This window comes from Dokdonia ponticola, assembly GCF_042653865.1.
GTDB classification, from domain to species: Bacteria; Bacteroidota; Bacteroidia; order Flavobacteriales; family Flavobacteriaceae; genus Dokdonia; species Dokdonia ponticola.
The window spans coordinates 107,044-132,371 of record NZ_JBHSFV010000012.1 but is presented as its reverse complement, the minus strand read 5'-3'; the positions used below and the strand labels follow the sequence as shown (position 1 = coordinate 132,371).

Genomic DNA, 25,328 nt, shown 5'->3' with positions numbered 1-25,328 from the left:
AATTACTATTATAGTATTGTTATGCGATATACAATCAAAAATGTGGATAATAAATAAAAATAGTAACAATACAATAAAAATTGGACTTACGGAAATTGGTTCTTATCTAGAAGTTGACAAACCCATAACTATGGACTGGAACGATTGCAGAGGTTCTATGGGAAGGTATTGCACAATGTTAGGAATGAAAGATGACAAATTTATAAGCTTAACAAATGATTTGAATGCTCATGTTTATAAAGACTATTCAGAGAATAAACAAAATCTGTTTGCCGATTTTAAACCTCTTTTTAATCTTTTAGAAAATGGTTTATACTTTCTTAATTATTCAAAAAATATAGCAAGAAATATACATAATGAACATTTAGTATTCCCTAAAACTGCTATTACTGAGAAAACTTTCACAAATGAAAATGAAAATGACATCTTACTTTTCACTTCTCAATGGTATTTTGAAGATGTAAGCAATTTTTTCATTATAGCTACACAACTAGAAAGTTCTATAAATAAAGAACGAATTGAATTTTATAAGAATGAGATAATTCAAGGAAAGCGTCCATTTATTATTACAATTTACAAATCGTATATCGAAGACAAACTAACTCCTAATAAAATCAATGAGTATGTAGAATGGGATTCTGCACTCTTTTTACTTGACGGACATCATAAATTTATCGCTTACAAAGAGCTTGGAATTTTTCCACCAAGTTTTACTATTTGTCAAGGATTTTCAAATTCTAACGAAATCTATTTTGATTTTGAATCATTACAAAACAGTCTGAATAAATATCAAATAAAGCATTTAACCAGAAATATCATTTGAAAAGTACATCGCATAACAGTGGTAACCGTTGCACAACCCTATAATTTTCTAAAAAGCAAGTGCCTATAAGACGTTTTAAGGGGACTTTATTTTCTATCCTACATCCTAAAAGTGAATTTTTAAGGAGCGTATAACACCTCCTTTTGATCCAAAAAAAAGCGTTTTTGCAAAAACAGTAAACTTTGAGATTCCTACCCCACTTTTCACCTTTTTATGAGTGAATTTGAGGTATTTCTTCAGATTATACGCTATGGCAGATAAGTGCATCACCTTGTTTGCCTGTTGAAGTCCTATCGTATGGATCTTCCTGAGTCCCATAAATTGAGTTAATGTTCCAAAGACAGGCTCTACTGTACTCTGTCGTTTGCCTTTCATATAACGCCCTTGGGGGCTTTTCATTCTAGCGATGTTGCGTTCATATTCCTCTCGGTAATACGTGACTGTAAATTTCTTTTCCTGTGCACTCTTGCCTAAACATGCACTTCGGATCGGACAGTCGATGCATAATCGCTTTGATCCTCGGTATTCCTTCTTCTTCGTCTGGTTCTTCTTCTCTACAAACACCTTCTTAAACGGAATAACCTTACCTTGAGGACACACATAATGGTCTTGCTCTTCATCATACACAAAACCATCAGGACCGCCTTTATATGTGCCGTGAGGGGGTATAAAACTCGTTAAGCCCATTCCTTCTAAAAAAGCATAGTTCTCCCCACTGCTATATCCCGTGTCGGCTACGCAATTTTGCCATACAAAGCCTTCTTTCCATAAACGTATTGAGGTCTAATTTTAAAACGCTCATATCAAAGTAAAATCATTTATCAAAAGTGATTTTATAAAAATATAACCAAAGGCTCTATTGCCAGGTTACTTTGCAGCTTTTAGACAGTGAATTTAAATGCTTTCGCGAAAACGTTCTTAACAATAAGCTAGCGAACCAGTATGAAAACTCGTACTGGAGTATCATTTTTCATTAGCTATATTTAGTAAAGATTATAATATAAAACCCCACTTAATGTATGTTGTTGAAAAGTAACGTATAAACAAAATATTACCCATTCTTATTTTAATACATATAGACTAGTTTTGTAGTTAAATATAATTAACGAAAATATCATGAATGTGAGATATATACTAGTTAGCTAGAAGTAAAAAATGGAAATTGGAATAAACACATACAAAGATTTAATAGAATTAATTGCATTGATAGTAACTAGTCTTTCTCTAATTGGCTTATGGATTAGTTATGCATTTTCAAAGAAACAAATGCACTTTAGCACAATGGACAAGTGTACAAAATCATACAAAGATTTTCTGACTCTAAATAGTGAAATAGAAGATGAAATCGCATTGGAATATATAGAGCTTGTAAATGAAGAGTTTTTCTACTTTGAAAATAATTACTTACCAATAGAAGTTATGATCGAATGGATTGATGGTATGATTGGTTTTCTTCCTTTTTACAATAAGAATGGTGAGTTTGTAAAAAGCCGCGTACTTGGTTATTTGAAAGTTGAGGAAAATGCAAATAATCTACTTTATAATTATCCAAGAGTTAGAAATGCTATTCAATTAACCGATAAAATAGATTTTGACAAAGTATATCTTCCAGTAATGGATAAGAAAAAACGAAAAAAACGGAAAAAAGAAAGAGATAAACTGATATATAATATTATTACTAATTTAAAAATTGGAATTTGGAGTAGAATCTTACTTAAAAGAAAAATTGCTAATAGCTAACACGAGTAACTCTTACAAACCTCCACAATCCTGATAAAAACTTTTATATCATAGCAAAAAAACTATCAAAAGTAGTCTTACAACATCTAGGTAAATAATCCTCAGGGCAAGTCTACTAGGCATCCAATGGATTGCTCGTTTTTAAACTGTTTATATTTTTATATAAATTTGATTATCATAGCATTAACCTTTCCTGAATAAAACCCTTTCTTTCCACTTCTTTTTATATTTACGAGTGAATTTAAGTGCTGTTTTAACTGCTTTCGCGAAACCTGTGCTGAGCGTAGTCAAAGTAGCAGACTCATTTTTCAGAAACATTCCATTTATACATAAAAGTAGCTTCCAAAAACCAATTCATACTTTAAACTAAGATTTTTCCAAACGAATTCGTTACTTTTAAAGTCAAACATCATTTCTAACATAAAAGACAGCTAGTTTGAAGATTAAAAAATTCTGGAAACGAATTTTATTCCTACTCATCATAGTTCCCTTGATACTCATAGGAGCCCTTGTGCTCTATATTCAGAGCAACCAATCTGAGATTATCAAAGAAGAGGTCGCAAAACTAAACAAAGAACACAAAGGCCGTATAAGTGTTGGTGAAAGTGATGTCTCCCTTTTTGGCAACTTTCCATACATCTCTATAAAAGTAGATGATGTGCAAATTTTTGAGACAAAAGAAGACAATGCGCCCATCATCATAGATGTAAAAGATCTATACATAGGTTTTAACCTGTGGGATATTATAAATAAAAACTATGATATTCAATCGCTAGTCGTTGAAGAAGGCGTTTTTAATATTATTATACATGAGAATAATACGACCAATATTCAAAACTCCTTAGCGAGCACTTCTGAAACAGAAACACCTGCCACCAATATTCATCTTAAAAAAATAAAATTCAAAAATCTAGATGTTCACACCTTAGATGAAGCAACCAATACAGATGTCGAAAAATTCATTATTGCGGGTACAGGTGGATTTAGTAGAAAAGATAGCCTCATTGCAGGGCACATAGATACTTATTTTGAGTTAAACGTAATAAAAGATAACGATACCACTTTTATCCGTAAAAAACATTTTGAAGTTCATACAGACCTCGTATTTAATGAATACACGGGAATTCTTGAGATCCAACCGTCTGGTATCAGCATGGAAAATGGCGATTTTGAGTTAGAAGGCTCTATAGACACAAAGAATGATGTAGATCTTGACCTTGCCATAAAAGGAAGGAAGAACAATTTTGATATGTTTATCGCCTTTGCGCCAGCAGATATTATACCTCTATTGGATAAATACAAAAATGCAGGAGAAATCTATTTTAATGCGAGTATCAAAGGAGCTTCTAACAAAGGGAATCGCCCTTTTTTCTATGCTGATTTTGGAGCTAACGAGGCCTTTTTAGAAAATACAAAAAGAGATAAAAAAATAGATCAGCTAGGTTTCAAAGGCCATTTTACCAATGGAGAAAACAGGGACGCAAGCACCATGGAATTCTCACTCACCGATATGACAGCGTCTTTGGAAAGAGGAGAATTTGAAGGTTCGATTTTTGTCAAGAATTTTGATGCCCCAGAAGTGGATATGCAACTTAACTCAAATTTCAACCTTGATTTTATTACTGATTTTTTTGAACTAGAGCAAGTACAAAATGCCTCTGGACAAGTTTCGTTGAAAATGAATTTTCACGATATTATTGATCTTGACAAGCCTGAAAAGGCATTAGAAAAGCTCAACCAAGCCTACTTTACAGAGTTAATCGTAAAAGATTTGCGTTTAGACGCTAAAGAATTTCCTGCTCCCATACACGATTTGAATGTCAACCTAGTCATGAATGGCAAAGAAGCCACCCTGAACCAGTTTGAGCTATTAATGGGGAATTCAGATCTATCCATCAGTGGTTTTCTATCGGACTTACCCGCTATGGTACATCATACCAACATCCCTGTAGAAGCCCATTTAGACATTACCTCCAAGTATTTAGATATTGCCGAAATCACCCATTTTTCAACACAGGACTCCACCCAAACCGGGTTTGATGAACAAATCAAAGACCTACGTATGGGGCTTTCTTTTAAAGCTTCCGCGAAAGATTTTACAGAATCAACATATCTGCCGAAAGGCGAATTTTTTATCGATAGCCTCTATGCCGACTTGAAGCATTATCCGCATCAACTCCATGATTTTCGAGCAGATGTATTTATAGATGACGAAAACTTAGAAGTCATAGATTTTACGGGGTATATAGATGATAGTGACTTTCATTTGGACGGGCTCATATATCAATATGCTTTTTGGATGCAACCCGAACTTAATGGCGATGTAAATGTAGATATGAATCTTACTTCTAAAAAGTTAAAGCTAGAAGATATCTTTTCGTATCAAGGAGAAAATTATGTCCCTGAAGAGTACCGACATGAAGCTTTTGATGATTTGACATTGCATTTCACTTCAAGTATGCATTACAAAGATTCTACCCTGCATTCCATTGATCTGGCATTAGACAAGCTAGATACAAAAATGAAAATGCATCCGCTTCGCTTTGATAATTTTAGAGGAAATATACATTATGAAGAAGAACACGTGGTCATAAAAGACTTTCATGGAGAAATAGGAACTACCAATTTTAATGTTGATCTCAACTATTATCTAGGCAAAGATCCGCTAATAAAGAAAAGAGATAACTACCTTGAGTTAAGAGCAAACTATATCGACTTTGATGCCCTTTTTAATTTCGATATACATCCACCAAAAACAACAGATATTGTGAGCTCTACAACGGCAGATGTACAAGAACATGCAGAGGCCTTCAATCTCTATGAGTTGCCGTTTACAGACATGCAATTTAAGGTAGACATTGATCACTTTATGTACCATAGACTAGATCTTCAAAATATCAAAGCCGCTATACGAACAACCCCCAACCACTATATTTATATTGATACGTTAGCGATGGATGCGGCAGGAGGAGCTATTCAGTTAAGTGGCTATTTTAATGGAAGCGATCCAAAACATATCTATATGCAGCCAGATTTAGTGATGACTAATGTTGATTTGGATAAATTGCTATTCAAATTCGAGAATTTTGGGCAAGATCATCTCGTTTCAGAAAATTTACAAGGGAAGCTCACCTCTAGAATTAAAGGGAAGATTAGAGTATATCCAGACATGGTGCCAGATTTGGACCAATCTACGATAGAAATGGACGTAAAAGTACTAAATGGACGATTAAAAAATTACGACCCAATGCTGGCGCTTTCAGATTATATGGGAGATAAGAACTTGAAAAACATTCTGTTTGACACCTTACAAAATAGCTTAGTGATACAAAAAGGGAAGATTAATATACCAGCTATGAGGATAGAATCTACGTTGGGACATATGGAATTATCTGGCACACATGATCAAAATCAAAATATCGATTATTACTTACGTATTCCTTGGAAAACGGCTAGAAAAGCAGCTTGGCAAAAATTATTTGGATCCAAAAAAGATACGCTTATTAGCAAAGAACAAGAAGAGGAGATTGTAGAAGTTGATCCTACTAAAAAAATAAAGTATCTCAATCTAAAGGTCAAAGGCACCATAGATGAATATGAGGTCTCTTTGGGTAAGAAAAAAGAAAAGGAATAGCTGATTTTAAATACGTAACTTTCTATTCACTAATTCACTAATTTACTAAAGCCATTGATTTGTTATGGAAGAACTAAAAAAAGAAGACATCCATCAGGAAGTATTTGACTTATATGATGATTATGCACACAACAAACTTAATAGAAGACAATTTGCAGAAAAACTGGGTATATATGCTGTAGGAGGTATCACCGTATCATCCTTACTCAGTTTTATGTCACCCAACTATATCGATTCGTTATTGGTAAAACCTGATGATCCCACCTTAGATTCAGAGTACATTCATTATGAATCTCCCAAAGGCGGAGGCACCATAAAAGGGTTGTTGTCAAAACCTAAAGAGGCGAAAAAACTTCCTGGAGTTATTGTCGTTCATGAAAACAGAGGATTGAACCCATATATCGAAGATGTCGGAAGACGCACTGCAAAAGCAGGTTTTATTAGTCTGGCTCCAGATGCTTTGTCCCCATTGGGTGGGTATCCAGGAAATGACGATGATGGTAGAACAATGCAAAAAAAACGCGACCGAAATGAAATGCTTGAAGATTTTATAGCTGCGTACCATTTTCTAAAGTCTCATGAGAATTGTACTGGAAAAGTAGGTGTCGTCGGTTTCTGTTTTGGTGGCTGGATTTCCAACATGATGGCCGTACGCCTACCCGATTTAGGAGCTGCAGTACCGTATTATGGCAGACAACCAGAAGCGGAAGATGCTAAAAAAATAAAAGCGCCTTTATTACTTCAATATGGAGAGCTAGATACGCGTGTAAATGCAGGTCTGCCCGCATTTGAAGAAGTCCTAAAAGAAAATAATATTGAGTATACAGCCTATATCTATCCTAAGGTAAATCACGGTTTTCATAATAATACAACACCCCGTTATGATAAAGAAGCTGCAAAGCTATCATGGGAACGCACCCTTGCATTTTTCAATACTCATTTAAAATAAAATACTAAAAAAGGACAGGAATTATTGGTCTTGCTTGCTTTGTTGGAAGTTATCTAAATAAGAGTTCTAAAGAACAGAGAACTCTATAAAAATCATTAACGAGACGTTAAAGAAATAAAATCACACTTAAACACTCCAATGGCAATCACTAAAAATCATCAAAACTGCAAATGAACTATTTGAATTTTAATACATTTTTAACTTCAACCTTAGAAATTGATGAAAATGAAATTTCATCTATGATTGAGAGTTGTATGGTGAAGACAGTTAAAAAAGAGGAGTTCTTACTAAGAAAAGACGAAAACTGTAAGCACTCCTTTTTTGTTGAAAAAGGACTTTTACGACAATACTCAATTGATGAAAAAGGAAAAGAACATATCTTATCTTTTGCCCCAGAAGGTTGGATCGTTACAGACAGAGAAAGTGTGTATTTTAATCAACCGTCAGCATATGTTATTCAAGCTATGGAAAATAGCCAAGTCATTCTATTGGACGAACACTTTTTTCAGATACTTTCAAAAAAATTTCCAAAATTTACTGACTTCAATAATAGATTACTTCACAACCATATTCGCCATCTAAAAAAAAGAATTAAGCTATTATTAAGTGCAGTTGCAAAAGATAGATATTTAGAATTCATAAAAATGTATCCTGATATTGTAAATAGAGTTCCACAAACTATGATTGCCTCCTACTTAGGAATTACTCCTGAAAGCCTTAGTCGAGTTCGTAAGGAATTGATTCGTGAAAATTTTAAGCACTGATTTCTTATCATACATCAATGCACAACTTTTATTTTCTAAGTTACTTTGTACTAAATAAATTATTAATCCATAAAAAATAGTACAATGAATTGGAAAATAGATAACACTCATTCTGAAATTTCTTTCAAAGTTAAACACATGATGATCTCTACAGTAACAGGTCACTTTGAAAATTTTGATGCAACTATTACTACAAATGATGAAAGCTTTAATAATGCTTCTGTAACCTTTAATGCAAAAATAGATTCTATTAATACAAAAAATAAAGATAGAGATACACATCTCAAATCTGATGATTTTTTCAATTCAGAGAAATTTCCAGAAATGAAATTTGTGTCGAAATCTTTTGATGGAAAAAAATTAATCGGGGATTTAACCATAAAAGATGTTACTAAACATGTAGAATTAGATGTTAATTTAAATGGGATAGCTGTAGACCCCTATGGGCAAACTAAAGCAGGTTTTGAAATAAACGGAGAAATCAGCAGAAAAGATTTTAATTTAACTTGGAATGCAGTCACAGAAACTGGAAGTATCGTTGTTTCGGACAAAGTAAAATTAGTAATTGATGCACAATTCATAAAACAAGCCTAAAGTTTAAGTTATACGCTCCACTCATTGGATGATGTTGTAATAAAATAAAAAAATCTATAAAAATATTTAGTTGTAGTAACGGTTTGGGTTTAGACCCAAACCGTTTTTGTATTTAATTAAATATCGTTTTTTCGAAATTAAACCCTGATTTCCTCAAAAAAACCGATTATTAAATCGTTTAAAATTCATAAAAAATAATAGTCACACCCTACTTAGAAGCTATTGTAAAATAGACCAAATAACACCATCATTTTTTTATTGGAAGGAAGAAACAAGAAAGCGATCAAGAATAGCTTATAATCCCTAAAAGTTAATACTTATATTTCATGAATATACTGCTCGTTCTTTACTTGCAATAAAAACTTTCCTCACCCTTCCCAGGAAAATTTTCTCCCATATTCCATAAATAATACCTAGTTTTGATGTAGATTCTTAACCTACCGGCAATAAGTGTTGTTATGTAAATTTGTCCCCATGAAAAAAGTGATCTCTATCTTGCCTCTTCTTTTACTCTTAGCATTTGCTTCGTGTAAAAAAGACACCTCTATTACAGATGAAAAAGAAAGCCGCCAAATCGCTGTTTTAGACAGTATAGATCTAGACCATGCAAAAAGCATACGTACCGCTGGAGATTTGATTACAAAGGCATATATCCAAGATAGCATGCTATATCTGAATGCTAATATGCGTAAAGACCATAGAATTTTTGGCTATGCGCAACCTGATACGCTATCAGAACGCTTATTTCTACTATCTGTTTTCACCAATGATATCGAAAAAAACCCTTTTAAACTACCTTTAGGCGCTTATTATGAATTAGATAGCTACCACCCAATTCGCATTAAATATCATGCACATGATGAAGATTTTATAGAAGCTACCGCTACCGATAGCCTAGGTAAAAAAGTTACCCTCTATTTTGAACGAAAATGGGTACAGCTAGAAGATGAGTTCTATACAGACGAAGATATCCTCCAAGAATACGGTCTTATAGAAAACATAGAAGATGAGGCCTATCCCTTCTATAACGTCACGGTAAATTTTATAGGAAGTAGAGCCAAAATAAACCTAGGCCTAAACATTGAGGAAATACCGCTAGATGTAGAAGCACTCAACAAACTCCAAGGAAAATATGCTACCATCTATTATACATCAGAGTTGCAAAATAACCTGCAAGACCTTCAGATGAATGATGTATCTGTTTTTGGTGAATATGCCCCTGACTATAGTTCTGATTGGGATCAAATCACAGGAACATTGAAAGGTGCAGGCTCGGTCACTGCTGGAGACTTACCTAGTTACATTTCTATTGCTGGAAACGACGGTAAAAACCTAGATTTTGAAGTGTTTATTGATGATGAAATGGTCAAAGCAAACGGAAAAACGGTCACAGTGTTTTATACGATAGATGTTACCAATACAATTACAGATATTGTCCCATCGGAAGAGTAATTAATGTGCCGTTTCACTAAGAAGACCATCCAACGTCTCTCGTACTTCAGCGCTATTCCAATCGGCAGGACCTTTTTCTTTGATTATGATTTTTCCTGATGCATCAATGATATAATTTGTAGGAATAGTGGACTCATACAGCAATTCAGGTGTTTCCATCTGTGGGAAAACAGCCGGAATACTTAGTTCTTTCCGTTCTAAAAATCGTTTTACTTTATCAGGTTCTTCTTGCGTGATGAGAACAAAATCTATTTTATCTCCGTAATCTTTATAGAGTTTTTCAATACTCGGTAATTCGGCAATGCATGGAGGACACCATGTTGCCCAATAACTGATAAAGGTGACCTTCCCCTGCCCTATTTCGGCAGTATGAGCAAACCCGTCTATGGTACGAAGCTGATAGGTAAAAGGTGGGAGTTGGGTTTGGTCTGCTTTCGCGAAAGCGGAAGGAGAAAAAAGATATACTTTCAACTTATTAATTGCTACTTGAATTGGCGTCCTTGTCTGCGGAATAATAAAGAGCGCAATCAGTATGATGTATATGATATTTTTAAGCTTGATCTTTTTCATGATTATAAGTATAATAACAAGATAGGAATTCCACTTAATACACAGAAAACCAATAAATATAGTCGGCTTCACCACCGACTTCTTACAAAAAAAGAGCCATCCTTTCGGATAGCTCTTTTGTAATTATTATATCTGAAGCCTATGCTGCGTTTTCCTTTTTGATAAGGTTAAGCGCACTTCCTTCATTATACCAATCTATTTGAGGTTGGTTATAGGTATGATTTACTTTGATCACATCTTTACTTCCATCAGCATGAACGATTTCGATTGTTAATTGCTTATCTGGAGCAAACTCATTTAAGTCTAAGAAGTTAAAAGTATCATCTTCTTGAATAAGATCATAATCAGCTTCATTTGCAAACGTTAATCCGAGCATTCCTTGTTTTTTAAGATTGGTCTCATGGATACGGGCAAAGCTTTTTACAATCACAGCGGCTACACCTAAGTGGCGTGGTTGCATCGCTGCATGCTCACGAGAGGATCCTTCACCATAGTTATGATCTCCCACAACTACTGTTTTAATCCCTGCAGCTTTGTATTCACGTTGCGTTGCTGGTACACCACCGTACTCCCCTGTTAGTTGATTTTTAACAAAGTTGGTCTTTTTATTAAAAGCATTTACTGCTCCTATTAAGGTGTTGTTTGCAATATTATCTAGATGTCCTCTAAAACGTAACCAAGGCCCCGCCATCGAAATATGATCGGTAGTACATTTACCAAATGCTTTTATCAGCAATTTAGCTCCTGTAATTGTTCTTCCTAATGGGGTAAATGGAGTTAATAATTGTAAACGTTCTGAGTCTTCATTAACAACTACTTTAATGTGACTTCCATCTTCTTCTGGCGCCAGGTATCCATTATCTTTTACTTCAAATCCTTTTGGAGGTAATTCCCATCCTGTAGGCTCATCAAACATTACTTCCTGCCCATCTTCATTAATTAATGAATCTGTAAGCGGATTGAAGTCTAAACGACCGGCAATTGCGATCGCTGCCGTGATTTCTGGTGATGCTACAAAGGCATGTGTATTTGGATTTCCATCGGCACGTTTTGCAAAGTTTCTATTAAAAGAATGTACAATACTGTTTTTAGGTGCATTTTTAGGATCACTATAACGTGCCCATTGTCCGATACAAGGTCCACAAGCATTGGTAAAAATCTTAGCATCTAAGTTTTCAAAAATACCAAGAATGCCGTCACGCTCTGCGGTGTAACGGACTTGCTCAGAACCTGGGTTGATTCCTAACTCAGACTTCATCTTTAAGCCTTTATCTAATGCTTGTTGTGCAATAGAAGAGGCGCGGGATAAATCTTCGTAAGAGGAGTTGGTACAAGATCCAATTAATCCCCATTCTACTTGTAAAGGCCAATCATTAGCAGTCGCCTTTTCTGTCATTTCTGTACCTACGGTAGTCGATAAATCTGGTGTGAAAGGTCCATTTAATAACGGGCCTAGCTCAGAAAGATTAATTTCTATCACCTGATCAAAATACTGCTCAGGATTTGCATATACTTCGGCATCGGCTGTAAGATATTCTTTTACTTTATTAGCAGCATCGGCTACATCTTCTCTATCGGTCGCTCTTAAGTAACGCTCCATCGATTCGTCATAGCCAAACGTAGAGGTAGTCGCTCCTATTTCTGCTCCCATGTTACAGATCGTTCCTTTTCCTGTACACGACATTGCCGTAGCACCAGGACCAAAATATTCAACTATAGCCCCTGTTCCTCCTTTTACGGTAAGAATCTCTGCTACTTTAAGGATCACATCTTTTGGCGCTGTCCATCCACTTAATTTTCCCGTCAATTTAACACCAATAAGTTTTGGGAATTTAAGTTCCCAAGCCATCCCTGCCATGACATCTACAGCATCGGCACCACCAACACCAATCGCAACCATCCCTAAACCACCTGCATTTACAGTATGTGAATCGGTTCCGATCATCATTCCGCCTGGAAATGCATAGTTTTCTAACACTACTTGGTGGATAATACCTGCGCCTGGTTTCCAAAATCCGATACCATATTTATTAGATACAGACTCTAAGAAATTAAATACCTCACTACTTACATCATTAGCGTGTTTTAAATCTTTTGCAGCCCCTTCTTTTGCTTGGATCAAGTGATCACAATGTACCGTCGTTGGGACAGCTACTTTATCTTTACCTGCCTGCATAAACTGTAATAAAGCCATTTGTGCAGTAGCATCTTGACAAGCGATTCTATCTGGAGCAAAGTCTACATAATGTTTCCCTCTCTCAAAGGCTTTTGTAGGGGTTCCTTCCCATAAATGAGAATATAAAATCTTTTCAGAAAGTGTTAATGGTTTTCCTACAAGATCACGAGCAGTATCAACACGCTCTGCCATCTTTGCGTAAACTCCTTTGATCATTTCTATATCAAATGCCATGTGCTTTTTGGTTTATTAAGATTGTTTTATTTGGTAGTACAGGCTACCAGTACTTTTTTTTCAATCTAGCGAAATTACAAAAACGTAGTGACAAAGACAATAGCCACGGCAACGATTAACGACTTAAAATACTCGAAATTGATATGTAAATAAATTTGCTGAAATTATAGGGAAATCATAAAAAAAAGGCCTTGAAATTATAGATTCTACAATTTCAAGGCATATTAGGGTGGTGTGGTAGTATACGCTTTCGCGAAAGCGTACTCATATACACTAAAACTTAAGAAAAAAACCTACTTAAAAGAGGCTTTTGATAATATCTTCGATGCTGAGTCCTTCTGCTTCTGCTTTGTAATTTTTGATCAGTCTATGACGTAAAATTCCAGTGGCCACCGCTTGTACATCCTCCATATCTGGAGAAAACTTTCCGTTGACAGCAGCATGGGTTTTGGCGGCTAATATTAGGTTTTGAGAAGCTCTTGGACCAGCACCCCAATCTACATAATCATTAATGATTTGAGTAGCAGCCTTCGTTTTAGGTCTTGTTTTACTCACCAATTGTACGGCATACTCTATCACATTATCTGCGACAGGAATACGACGAATTAACTGCTGAAAATCAATGATCTCCTGATCTGAAAAAAGCGAATTCACCGTAGGCTTGTTATCTGATGTAGTGGCTTTTACCACATCTACCTCTTCTTGGAAAGAAGGATAATCTAGATTAATTGCAAACATAAAACGATCCAATTGTGCCTCTGGCAAAGGATACGTTCCTTCTTGCTCAATTGGGTTTTGCGTTGCTAATACAAAGTAAGGCAAGCTAAGCGGATATCTTTTTCCTGCCACCGTCACAATACGTTCTTGCATTGCCTCTAGTAACGCTGCTTGCGTTTTAGGAGGTGTACGGTTAATCTCGTCGGCTAGGATGATATTCGAAAATACAGGTCCTTTTATAAACTTAAACTGACGGGATTCATCAAGAATCTCTGATCCTAGAATATCACTCGGCATTAAATCTGGCGTAAACTGAATGCGTTTAAAATCCAATCCTAATGCAGTAGAAATGGTGTTGACCATTAATGTTTTTGCAAGACCTGGAACACCTATTAACAGAGCATGACCTCCAGAAAAAATAGATAAAAGAATTTCATCTATAACTCTTTCTTGTCCTACAATTACTTTGGCAATTTCGGCTTTGAGTTGTTTATGTTTTTCTACTAATTGATGTATAGCAGCTACGTCTGACATATTTTTTAATTTTTCAACCAGTTACTTGCATATTCACAGTTACGGTTATCACCGTTCACTTTTATGTAGGTCTCTGCTATTTTTTCTTTTTGCCACTCTGAGATCGTTTTGATTTGCTTCTCTCTAAGTGCTAAATCTTTGATCTTTATATAATCTTTAGAATAGTCTGCTTTGTGCTCTTCTAGTCTATTTTTTACGGTTAAGATTTTAAAACGCGTCTTTCCCGTACGGCTAGGATCATTAAACACCAATGAAACTTCTCCATCTTTTAAGTCATTTACTTTGGTATATAAGGTAGGATCTAGCTTATTTAATTCAAAACGCTTATCAAGGGTTACAGGGTTTACAAGTACCCCTCCGTCGTATTTGGTTTCTTTTTCGTCAGAAAATTCGCGCGCTGCTTCATCAAAAGTAAGTTCTCCATCTTCAATACGCTTTTTGATACGTTCTATCTTATCTTTTGCTTCTTCTTCTTGTGCTTTATCTACATCAGGGATTAAAAGGATATGTCTGATTTCTAGTTTATCTCCTTTAATTTTTTCAAGTGTTGCAATATGAAAACCATATTCTGTTTCAAAAGGCTCACTGACTTCGCCTACTTGTAAACCAAAAACAACGTCTCTAAATTCTTTTACCAATGGTGATTTTCTATCGATCATCATATAACCTCCATCTGGACGAGAAGCACCATCATCTGTATAAAGTACTGCTTTGGTTGCAAAGCTACTTCCGTTTTCTAAGATATCAGCTCTAAACCCATTAAGGCGATCTATCACTCTTTGACGTTCTTCTTCCGTGGCTTTAGGCTCTATCACAATTTGTGCAATTTCAAGCTCTACCCCAAACGTAGGTAACTCGTCTTTTGGAATACTTTCAAAGAATGATTTTACCTCATCTGGAGTCACATCTACCTCAGCAATGATCTTTTCATTCATACTTTCTGAAAGACGAATATCACGACGAATTGAAAATAACTCAGCTCTTAATTCTGCCATGTTATCTTTCTTATAGTATTCAATTACTTTTTGTTCAGAACCTAATTGTTGCGAAAATCGAGCGATGATTTGATCGACTTCAGAATTTACTTGTGCGTCATTCACAACAATACTATCTTGGATAGCATGGTGTGCTAATAATTTATCTTCTAATAATTTTCCCATAACTTGACAAGGACTTACATCTACAGAGGATTGTCCTTGACTTTTAATGTCAAATAAAAATTTATCAATGTCACTTTCTAAAATTAAGTAATCACCAACAACGCCTGCAACGCCGTCTACTTTGAACTTAGTAAATGATTTTGTAATACTATCCTGTCCAAACATGGGTTGGCAGAGAAATACTACGATAAGGGTTCTAATTATATATTTCAAATTTTTTGTTTTTAATGGCATCATCTTTAATCTCCTTTTCAAGTTGCTTTGTGAGGGTTAACTTTCGTTTGTTTCTTATAATTTGGTTGATCGTTGGCCGCACATATGTTAGGGGAGCGATATCGTTGCGAGATAGCGTTTCCTTGACAGCGATCAAATATAATCCTAATGAATCTCGTAGTTGTAAGAAATTGGTTTTTTTTAACAATTTATCGGCATTTGTAGCATCAATCGGTTGGATACTGTTCTGAACAGCACTTCGTTTTACCCAGGTAGAATCATTTAAAAAATAACTTTTAAACTGGAGTCCTAAAGAGTCCAATACTACTTTGTCTTTTTCTGTGAAGTTGATAAAGAGTTTTGCTAGATTGTTACTATCATTATAATCTGGTGCTAAATGGATGTAGCGTAATTTGACTAATTCTTCATTTAGCCTAAAGTTTTCTTTGTTCAAATCATAAAACGCCTGTGCCTCTTCATCTGACACTATCGTATCGAGTCGTTGTTGTATAAGCCGATCTTTATATAATTTGATATAGAGGTCTGTGCGATATTCTTGAACCAATTGCTCAAATTTTTCTTGTTCTTCCTTAGAAAGGTTCAATAAGGCACCATCTAATAACAACTTATTGGTTGCCCAATCATTAATATAGCTCGTAACCACCGTCGTACTATCTAAAGAAAATGTAGCTGCATCAAAAATAGATTCAATATCTGATGTGTATAAATACGTATCATTCACTCTAGCAACAGCATCTTGATCTGATGTGGTCTTATTAAAAAAGTCACAAGAGATAAGAGAAAGACAACTTACTAAGAGCACTATGTACGTTTGTAATTTCATTTATTCTACAGTACTAATAAAGCGATCTAAAACAGCTTCATTTACAGTAATGGTTGCTGCATCCTTAAGACTTTGCAACCAACTATTTTCAATGTGTTTTTGATAATCATTAATCACAGCACCTTTCGTTTCTTCTAGTGTTGGTATTTTAGAAGGAAGAATAGCTTCTACTTGATACACTACATAATCTGTATTCAATCTGTAGACATCACTTATGCCTTTTTTAGGGGTAAATCCTGTTGCCACATAAGCCGAGTCATTAGTAGCTACTTCTCGATTTGTAAACAAAACGTTGATCTGATCATTTATATTGAATCGTTTTTCTATTTCTTCTTGTGATGTCCCTTTTCGCAACAGCTTTTTAATGGTAGAAAGTGTTTTCTTGTCTGCGCTTGTGATCATTGTCATTTTCAAGGTCTCTGGAACGCTATACGCTTCCTTATTTTTTTCAAAATACGCTTGAAGACCGAGTGTATCTTCTTTTGCTACTTTCCATACCTTTTTTTCTAATAGATCAAAAAGCAATAATCCTTCACGGTATTCTCTGATTAATGCATTAAATTCAGGATCGACTTCTTCCAAGTGGTTTTCGTGATACTTCCTCATCATTTTGTTAGTCCATACAAACGCTTGTGTTTGTACAAGATCTTGTTTAGTGCGATAATTACCTCCACGCTGAAATTGCTCAAGGTGCTTTCCAAAAGTATCATAGGTAAACGAGGTATCTCTGAGGGTAAATGCGACTGCTTTAGTGTCTGCTTCACTCGGAGTGTACTTCCATTTTCTGGTTACAAAATCAGTATCTGATAGAAGTGACACAAAATAATCGTGAAGTTCTTTGTTTTCTTTTACGTTATAGCGTGCGCGTAATTTTGAATCTAACGAATCTGAGATTTGCTTTGCTCTGATATCTCTTTTCAACTTTTCTTCTATCGCAAACCGCTCTTCTTCCAAAGTGCCAATAGGATATCGTTTTATCAATTTTGCAATATGCCAACCATACTCAGACTTAAAAGGGGCTGTGTAAGCGCCTTCTTCTTTGATATTGAATACTTGCTCTTCAAAAACCTTACTTGTCAATTGCCCTGATTCAAAACGAGCTAATACCCCACCTTTTACAGAAGATCGTTTATCATCACTATGTGTTTTAGCTAGTTTTTCAAAAGATTCTCCTTGTTCTAATAACGCATAAATTTCTTTAATGCGCTTTTCGGGTTGTAATGCGGTGTCTTTTTGCTTTAGCGAAAGCATAATATGCGCCACTTCAATCCCACCACGGGCTGGACGTCTGTCAGTCGGCTGCACGATGTGATAGCCAAATCGTGTCTTAAAAGGTTCAGATACTTTTCCTACTTCTGTATTGTAGGCAGCAGACTCAAAGGGATACACCATTTTAAATGCTTTGAACCAACCTAAATCGCCACCATTTGATTTTGCAGAAGGGTCTTCACTGTATTCCTTTGCAATTTTTGAAAAATCTTCTCCATTCAGTATTCTAGAACGAGCTTCTGTTATTTTAGTATATGCTTTTAGTGTGTCTTCTGGAGAGGCGCCTGGTGCTTTTTTAACAAGAATATGGCGCGCATTCACCTCTGTTGCAATACGATCATATGCTTCTTTTACTAAGGTTTCTGTTACCTCTACATCTGTTAGATAATTTTTAAGAAGCTGCTCTCTGTAGCCTTTAAGCTCTTTTTTATACGTAGGATTTTCATCTAATCCTTGAGCATAGGCATCTTGCACTTTAAGCTTGTATTCTTTAAATAATTCAAGATATGCCCTAGGATCTTTCTGAGTGTCATCTTGAACAAGACTAATGTTCTTGAGATACACCGCTTTGAATTCTTCTACAGTAATATCTTCTCCGTTTATTATTAAAAGTGTCGCGTCATTATCTTGCGCATAAAATGTAGATACACTTAAAAAAACTAAAAAAGTATGTAGGTGCTTTTTCATAACATATATAAGGTGTGCAAAAATAACAAATCTATAGCGCTAAACAAGCCACATCTTTATAATGAAAATAGTTTCTTCTTTTTAAAAAAGAACACACTGCTCTTTTTTCTGTATTTTAACAAAAATTATGCAGTAATGTCCTACGCTCAATTTATAAAAAAACTACGCCTTAGCTCCTTTAGATCCAAAGCTATTTTATCTTTTTTAGCGCTTCTAGCATCGCTTATTGTTTGGGTTGCTTCCTATTTTTACATTCATAGAAAAGATGCCATTTCAGAGAACTTATCTATTGAAATCCTAGATGTATCCAAACAATTTAATGCCAATATAGACAACTACAACACTTTCTTTTACACAGGATATAGAGATGCCGCTTTTTATAACAAATCAGAAGCCAGCTCTTTATATACGTATCTTGCTAATCTACGTTCCATTCCAGATCAATTAGAAATCATAGAGCAGGACGCCTTAGAAATTCAAATCCCAATTGATATACAAAAAGTCAAAAATCAGTATAAAAATCTTCGTAGAGATGTGATTACGCTTGTCGCGAAAATGGAACGCAGAGGCTATAAAGATTTTGGAATTGAAGGAGAAATGCAGGAAAAAGCACAGGTGTTGACAGAAAGTGACGACATCGACAAAGCAACTATTCTACAACTACGAACTCTTGAAAAAGACTATTTAATACGAGGAGAATCTAAATACATACAAGAATTTGAAACGATTGCAAATGAATTATTAGCCGATAGAACCCTAAGCGATAGTTCACGTATCTTAGTACGAGGTTATACTCAGGATCTGCAAAGTTTAGTGAACTTAAATAACGAGATAGGAAATTATTCAGAAACAGGATTACATAAGAATATCAAAGAATTACATCAAAGTATTCAAAAAGAACTTTCTGAGATAAGTCTCAGAACAAATAAAGCCATAGAATCTAAAAAAACAACACAAATAACAGCAACATCCATTATAAGTATTCTCATCGCTTTTATTCTTGTACTTCTTGTCTTATACTTATCCAAAAATCTTACTAAAGGAGTTCAAACTCTTAATGAGAATATGCTACAATTTATCGAAAGTGATTTTGAAGACACTCAAGAAATACAATCTGATCATAGCATTTTAGAAATAAAATCGCTTTTTTCAAGTTATCAGAAACTTAAAGAAACCCTTGTTCAAAATATAGATGAGTTAGAAATTACGGCAAAGAAAGCCACCGACAATGCGCATTATAAAACACAGTTTTTATCCAAAATGAGTCACGAGATGCGTACCCCGCTCAATGGTATTCAAGGCATGCTACATCTTTTAAAATCGGGAGATGAATCTCCCAAAAAACAAGAAGAATACATTTCTATCATAGACCGCTCGGTACACCAATTATCAGATTTGATCACGATGGTATTAGACCATTCAAAATTGGAAACAGGAAATTTAGAAATTCAAGAAAAATCTGTCAATCTAGAACGAGATATTTCACAATTGATGCGGATTTTTGAATACCAAGCTAAAGAGAAAAATCTAGACTTTGAATACCACAATCACAGTGACACTTCCTACACCGTCTTTGCAGATTCGCTTCGGTTACAACAGGTACTCATTCACTTGATGAAAAATGCCATTAAGTTCACCCAACAAGGTAAAATCACCATCATCATAGATGAATATGAGTCGTCGTTAGAATATCAACAACTTCGTTTTAGTGTGGGAGATACCGGTATTGGCATGGACGAAGACGACTTTGACAAGTTACTAGAGTCTTTTGAGCAAGGGGATAATTCTAAAACACGCAAATTTGACGGAGCAGGCTTAGGAATGTCCCTCTCTAATGACTTACTCAAATTAATGAATAGCAAACTAGAAGTTCGCAGCACACTAGGCAAAGGCACTGTTTTCTATTTTGATGTATCGCTTAAAAAAGGAGAGCATAAGAGTCGAGAAGACGTCTCTAAAAAAATTAAAGTAGCCTTACTAAATAACCCTAAAAAAACGCATGTACTCGTTGTAGAGGATAATAAAATCAATCAAAAGGTCATAGAACGTTTACTTTCCAAACTTCATATCACCTGTGATATTGCGACTAATGGAAAAGAAGGCGTCGCATTGTTTAAAAAAAACACCTACGATTTAATCCTCATGGATATCAATATGCCAATTATGGGAGGGATTGAAGCAGCAAAGAAAATTAAATCCTTAAAAAAATATGCAACCCAAACAACACCTATTATTGCTATTACCGCGGCAGAGACGGCTTATGATGAAAATCTAGCCTCAGAAAATAGCCTTGACGAACTCTTAGGAAAACCCATTGATTTCGAAACACTTAAAGAGATTATTAAAAGGTATTTGAATATTAGTGATTCAAAAGATTCTTAGTCATTATTAACAACTATTGTTGCTTATAGTTATTTTGTCAAAATATCGATTTTTCCATCTTTTCCTCTTTTTCCAAATACTGGGATTGATTTGGATTTTGGCAAATAATCAATTTGTTTAATATTTAATGTGTCTATTGTTTCAATTAATTTGCCATTTTCATAATCAACAATATCATAATTAATCATCAACAGAGGATTAGTTCCGAGTTCATCATTTGCTATTTTTTCACTTAAGAATTCTGTAAAATCATAATTTTTGATTCCTTCATTTACTGAATAATAATTAGAACTACTTACTTCTAAGTTATTATCTGAAATTATTTCCCATAATTTATCTCCCCAATTTCCAGAATCCCAGATAGAAGTGTTACTACTTAAAATAGATTCTAAATAAATTTTATTCTCAGGGTATTGTATGAGTAAATCAGTGAGGATATAAAAATCATAAGCAAATTGAGAATTTTGTAATTTTTCTTTAAAAAGCAAATTATACTTTAAAAAATCAACATTTTCTAGCTGTAATTGATATATAAAATTACCAAGATTAGAACCTGTTAAGCCATGTAAGTTGTTTGCTATAAATTCTAATTGATTTTTCTCTGACTTTTTATTAAAGTTTTCAAAAGTAGTTTTACAACCTGAGCAAAAAAGTAAAATATATAATATCAATATTTTTGATTTCATCCTTTTTTCATAACTAAAATATAAACTAAACAAGAAGCTTTACTATTCAAAACAGATCCTTCGGCAGGCTCAGGATACCCGACTCGCACATCATACAATAAACGTTACTACTAGAAATAGATCCCAAAACAAGTTTGGTAATACCCGACTCACACGCTTTTGCCAAAAGGCAAAATAAGAATTCTTCTCATAAGATCCTTCGGCAGGCTCAGGATACCCGACTCGCACGTCATACAATAAACGTTACTACTAGAAATAGATCCCAAAACAAGTTTGGTGATACCCAACTCACACGCTTTTGCCAAAAGGCAAAATAAGAATTCTTCTCATAAGATCCTTCGGCAGGCTCAGGATAAGCGACTCGCAATCTTTCGCTAGCGCTTCGCTTAGAGAAAGATGCTCCCTGCTTACATATTTCTCCTATACTGACCGCCTACTTCGAAGAGTGCGCTGGTGATTTGTCCTAACGAACATACTTTGGTGGCTTCCATGAGGTGCTCAAAGATATTTTCATTTTGAATCGCTGCTTCTTGAATTTTAGAAAGAGCTGCTTCAATTTTATCTGCTTTTTCTTTGTGTAAGTTTTCAAGCATACTGATTTGATACTGCTTTTCTTCTTCAGTAGCTCTGATGACTTCAGCAGGGCGAACTGTTGGGCTTCCTTTACTACTTAAAAAAGTATTTACACCTATAATTGGAAATTCTCCCGTATGCTTGAGCGTTTCGTAATACAAACTCTCTTCCTGAATCTTACTGCGTTGATACATCGTTTCCATCGCGCCCAGTACACCTCCACGCTCGGTGATACGGTCAAATTCTAACAGCACCGCTTCTTCTACAAGATCGGTTAACTCCTCAATAATAAATGATCCCTGAATCGGGTTTTCATTTTGCGTTAATCCCAATTCTTTATTAATAATCAACTGGATGGCCATTGCACGACGTACACTCTCTTCTGTAGGCGTGGTAATCGCTTCATCATACGCATTAGTATGTAGGGAATTACAATTGTCATAAATCGCATACAACGCTTGTAAGGTCGTACGAATATCATTAAAATCAATTTCTTGCGCATGTAAACTACGTCCAGATGTCTGGATATGGTATTTCAGCATTTGTGCTCGGGAATTGGCGTTGTATTTATTCTTCATTGCCTTTGCCCAAATCTTACGAGCCACACGGCCTATTACCGCATATTCTGGATCGATTCCGTTGGAGAAGAAAAACGAAAGATTAGGTCCAAATTTATTGATATCCATCCCACGGCTTAGGTAATACTCCACATAGGTAAAACCATTTGCCAATGTTAAAGCAAGCTGTGTAATTGGATTGGCGCCTGCTTCTGCAATGTGATATCCAGAAATAGACACGGAATAAAAATTACGCACTTTTTCTTCTATAAAATACTGCTGAACATCGCCCATGAGTCGTAACGCGAACTCAGTAGAAAAGATACAGGTGTTTTGTGCTTGATCTTCTTTAAGAATATCTGCTTGTACGGTTCCACGAACTTGTGCTAAGGTGTCTGTTTTGATACGAGCGTATACATCGGCAGGAAGCACTTGATCTCCTGTAACTCCTAAAAGCATCAGCCCCAAACCATCATTCCCCTCAGGAAGATCTCCTTGGTAGGCAGGACGCGTTTTTCCTTTGTAAATTGCAGCGATCTTTGCTTCTACTTCAGCCTCAAGACCCTGTTCTTTGATATATTTCTCACAATTCTGATCGATAGCAGCATTCATAAAGAATCCTAACAACATAGGAGCAGGTCCATTGATGGTCATACTTACCGATGTCATCGGATGGCTTAAATCAAATCCAGAATATAGCTTTTTAGCGTCGTCCAGACAGCAAATACTCACTCCTGCATTTCCAATTTTACCATAAATATCAGGTCGATGTCCTGGATCATTTCCATAAAGTGTCACACTATCAAAAGCGGTACTTAGGCGCTTTGCGGGCATTCCTAAACTTACATAATGAAAACGCTTGTTGGTACGCTCTGGTCCGCCTTCTCCTGCAAACATACGTGTAGGATCTTCTCCTGTGCGCTTAAAAGGATACAATCCAGAGGTATATGGGAATTCTCCAGGTACATTTTCTTGCAATACCCATCGTAAAATATCCCCCCAAGCCTCATACTTAGGCAAGGCTATTTTAGGAATCTGCGTATGAGATAATGATTCTGAGTGCGTATCTATTTTAATCTCTTTATCTCGTACTTTAAAGGTGTAGACTGGATTTTTATACCGATTGACTTTCTCATCCCATCCTGTAATCACTTCCCAATTGTATGGGTCTAAATCTAATTTTACACGGTCAAATTGCGCGATAAGAAGTTTCACTAGGTCAGCATCTTTATCAACTGCATCCAAACGAACGTCTAATCCCGCTTTGTCTAGTGCTGGTGCGCTGCCTACAATACTTTCTATGGTTTTATAGATTCCGTATAAGGTTTGTGCGGTTTCTTTTTGCGCTTTCGCGAAAGCGTCATACCCCCTATTACTTTCTGCAATCTCGCTCAGGTATCGTGTGCGCGCTGGTGGAATCACAAAAATCTTCTCACTCATCTCCTTACTAATCTCAAACGTCGAAGCTAGGTCGGCTTCATTCACCGCATTTACTTTCTCCATAATTTTCTTATAGAGGGTATTCATGCCTGGATCGTTAAATTGAGATGCGATAGTCCCGAAAACGGGTAAATCATCTTGAGGCGTATCCCAAAGATTGTGATTACGCATGTATTGTTTTTTGACATCACGTAGCGCATCTAGCGAACCGCGTTTGTCAAATTTGTTAATGGCTACTAGATCGGCAAAATCGAGCATATCGATCTTTTCTAGCTGCGTAGCTGCGCCAAATTCAGGGGTCATCACATACAAAGAAACATCAGAATGCTCTAAAATCTCAGTATCGGATTGTCCAATTCCTGAGGTTTCTAAAATGATTAAATCATAGGCCGCTGCTTTCAGCACTTGGATCGCTTCGGCTACATATTTTGAAAGGGCTAAATTACTCTGTCGCGTTGCTAAAGAACGCATATACACTCTTGGGGAATTAATAGCATTCATGCGAATACGATCGCCTAATAATGCGCCACCTGTTTTTCGTTTGGAAGGATCTACAGAAATAAGACCAATCGTTTTTTCTGGAAAATCTACCAAAAAACGACGTACAAGCTCATCAACCAACGATGATTTACCTGAACCGCCCGTTCCTGTAATTCCTAGAACTGGCGTTAATGAGGTTTTATTTTTCTCGTGTATAGCCTCTAAAGTTTTTGCAGCAACCTCTGGAAAGTTCTCTGCTGCTGAAATGACTCTGGCTATGGCTCTAGGATTTTTTTCTGTAAGATGATCTATTTCGCCATTGAGCGTATCCCCAATGGGAAAATCGGATTGTTGTACCAAGTCATTAATCATCCCTTGTAATCCCATCTCACGACCATCGTCTGGAGAATAAATACGGGTAATCCCATACTCCATAAGTTCTTTGATCTCTTCTGGAAGAATTACACCTCCACCACCTCCGAAGATCTTAATATGCTCTCCTCCTTTTTCTTTGAGAAGGTCATACATATATTTAAAATACTCGTTATGCCCTCCTTGATACGATGTTAAAGCAATCGCATTCGCATCTTCTTGGATGGCGGTATTGACCACTTCTTCTACACTACGATCATGCCCTAAGTGAATCACCTCTACGCCTGTACTTTGTATAATACGACGCATGATATTAATAGCGGCATCGTGCCCATCAAAAAGAGAGGCAGCAGTAACGATACGAACTTTGTTTTTTGGAGTATAGGGTGTTGCTTGTTTCATCTTCAAAAAAAAGGGGTTTTAGAGTAGCAAATTTACGTAATATTCAATAAAAATGCCCATTTAATTATAATATCTG

General features: G+C 35.6%; 17 protein-coding genes. 8 read left to right on the top strand and 9 right to left on the bottom strand.

Going from position 1 to position 25,328, the window contains the following annotated elements; translation table 11 throughout:
* The first annotated feature begins 130 nt into the window (after positions 1–130).
* Positions 131–823, top strand: a complete 693-nt coding sequence (locus ACFO3O_RS17910) for a hypothetical protein (RefSeq protein WP_379981362.1) — start codon at positions 131–133, stop codon at positions 821–823.
* Positions 824–928: 105 nt separating this feature from the next.
* Here the strand turns inward: ACFO3O_RS17910 and ACFO3O_RS17905 are convergent, their stop codons facing one another.
* On the bottom strand, positions 929–1,600 hold the full coding sequence (locus tag ACFO3O_RS17905) for a transposase (RefSeq protein WP_379981492.1): 672 nt from the start codon (positions 1,598–1,600) through the stop codon (positions 929–931).
* 378 nt (positions 1,601–1,978) lie between these two features.
* Here ACFO3O_RS17905 and ACFO3O_RS17900 point away from each other — a divergent pair, with 378 nt between their 5' ends.
* The 6 genes from ACFO3O_RS17900 (at position 1,979) to ACFO3O_RS17875 (ending at position 9,956) form a co-directional block, all read left to right on the top strand.
* Positions 1,979–2,563, top strand: a complete 585-nt coding sequence (locus ACFO3O_RS17900) for a hypothetical protein (RefSeq protein WP_379981360.1) — start codon at positions 1,979–1,981, stop codon at positions 2,561–2,563.
* A gap of 436 nt (positions 2,564–2,999) precedes the next feature.
* Positions 3,000–6,197: an AsmA family protein gene (locus ACFO3O_RS17895; RefSeq protein ID WP_379981358.1), complete on the top strand. Its 3,198-nt coding sequence runs from the start codon at positions 3,000–3,002 to the stop codon at positions 6,195–6,197.
* A 64-nt stretch (positions 6,198–6,261) separates the two neighbouring features.
* A complete protein-coding gene (locus ACFO3O_RS17890) occupies positions 6,262–7,146 on the top strand; it encodes a dienelactone hydrolase family protein (protein ID WP_379981356.1) in 885 nt (294 codons plus the stop codon).
* A 170-nt stretch (positions 7,147–7,316) separates the two neighbouring features.
* Entirely contained in the window at positions 7,317–7,910 is a 594-nt protein-coding gene (locus ACFO3O_RS17885; protein ID WP_379981354.1) for a Crp/Fnr family transcriptional regulator, read from the top strand.
* Positions 7,911–7,994: 84 nt separating this feature from the next.
* On the top strand, positions 7,995–8,504 hold the full coding sequence (locus ACFO3O_RS17880; protein WP_379981352.1) for a YceI family protein: 510 nt from the start codon (positions 7,995–7,997) through the stop codon (positions 8,502–8,504).
* A 474-nt stretch (positions 8,505–8,978) separates the two neighbouring features.
* Entirely contained in the window at positions 8,979–9,956 is a 978-nt protein-coding gene (locus ACFO3O_RS17875) for a hypothetical protein (RefSeq protein WP_379981350.1), read from the top strand.
* On the opposite strand, the gene ACFO3O_RS17870 is transcribed toward ACFO3O_RS17875, so the two are convergent.
* The 6 genes from ACFO3O_RS17870 to ACFO3O_RS17845 form a co-directional block, all read right to left on the bottom strand.
* Positions 9,957–10,526, bottom strand: coding sequence for a TlpA family protein disulfide reductase (locus tag ACFO3O_RS17870; RefSeq protein ID WP_379981348.1), 570 nt, complete (start codon positions 10,524–10,526; stop codon positions 9,957–9,959). It lies immediately after the preceding gene.
* A 139-nt stretch (positions 10,527–10,665) separates the two neighbouring features.
* The gene (locus tag ACFO3O_RS17865; RefSeq protein WP_379981346.1) at positions 10,666–12,936 is read right to left on the bottom strand and encodes an aconitate hydratase; all 2,271 of its coding nucleotides are present in this window, start codon (positions 12,934–12,936) and stop codon (positions 10,666–10,668) included.
* A gap of 297 nt (positions 12,937–13,233) precedes the next feature.
* Positions 13,234–14,187 carry an AAA family ATPase gene (locus tag ACFO3O_RS17860; protein WP_379981344.1) on the bottom strand — a complete coding sequence of 318 codons (954 nt, stop codon included), beginning with the start codon at positions 14,185–14,187 and terminating at the stop codon, positions 13,234–13,236.
* A gap of 5 nt (positions 14,188–14,192) precedes the next feature.
* Positions 14,193–15,560, bottom strand: coding sequence for a peptidylprolyl isomerase (locus ACFO3O_RS17855; RefSeq protein WP_379981342.1), 1,368 nt, complete (start codon positions 15,558–15,560; stop codon positions 14,193–14,195).
* Positions 15,544–16,404: a peptidyl-prolyl cis-trans isomerase gene (locus ACFO3O_RS17850; RefSeq protein ID WP_379981340.1), complete on the bottom strand. Its 861-nt coding sequence runs from the start codon at positions 16,402–16,404 to the stop codon at positions 15,544–15,546. The genes ACFO3O_RS17855 and ACFO3O_RS17850 overlap by 17 nt, the downstream gene beginning before the upstream one ends.
* Positions 16,405–18,360, bottom strand: coding sequence for a peptidylprolyl isomerase (locus ACFO3O_RS17845; RefSeq protein ID WP_379981338.1), 1,956 nt, complete (start codon positions 18,358–18,360; stop codon positions 16,405–16,407).
* A 135-nt stretch (positions 18,361–18,495) separates the two neighbouring features.
* Here ACFO3O_RS17845 and ACFO3O_RS17840 point away from each other — a divergent pair, with 135 nt between their 5' ends.
* Positions 18,496–20,742 carry a hybrid sensor histidine kinase/response regulator gene (locus ACFO3O_RS17840; RefSeq protein ID WP_379981336.1) on the top strand — a complete coding sequence of 749 codons (2,247 nt, stop codon included), beginning with the start codon at positions 18,496–18,498 and terminating at the stop codon, positions 20,740–20,742.
* A gap of 29 nt (positions 20,743–20,771) precedes the next feature.
* Here ACFO3O_RS17840 and ACFO3O_RS17835 read toward each other — a convergent pair whose 3' ends face one another.
* Both ACFO3O_RS17835 and ACFO3O_RS17830 read right to left on the bottom strand, forming a co-directional pair.
* Complete coding sequence (locus ACFO3O_RS17835) at positions 20,772–21,428, bottom strand: hypothetical protein (RefSeq protein WP_379981334.1); 657 nt, start codon at positions 21,426–21,428, stop codon at positions 20,772–20,774.
* Between the two features lie 407 nt (positions 21,429–21,835).
* Positions 21,836–25,252, bottom strand: coding sequence for a methylmalonyl-CoA mutase family protein (locus ACFO3O_RS17830; protein WP_379981332.1), 3,417 nt, complete (start codon positions 25,250–25,252; stop codon positions 21,836–21,838).
* Positions 25,253–25,328: the final 76 nt, after the last annotated feature.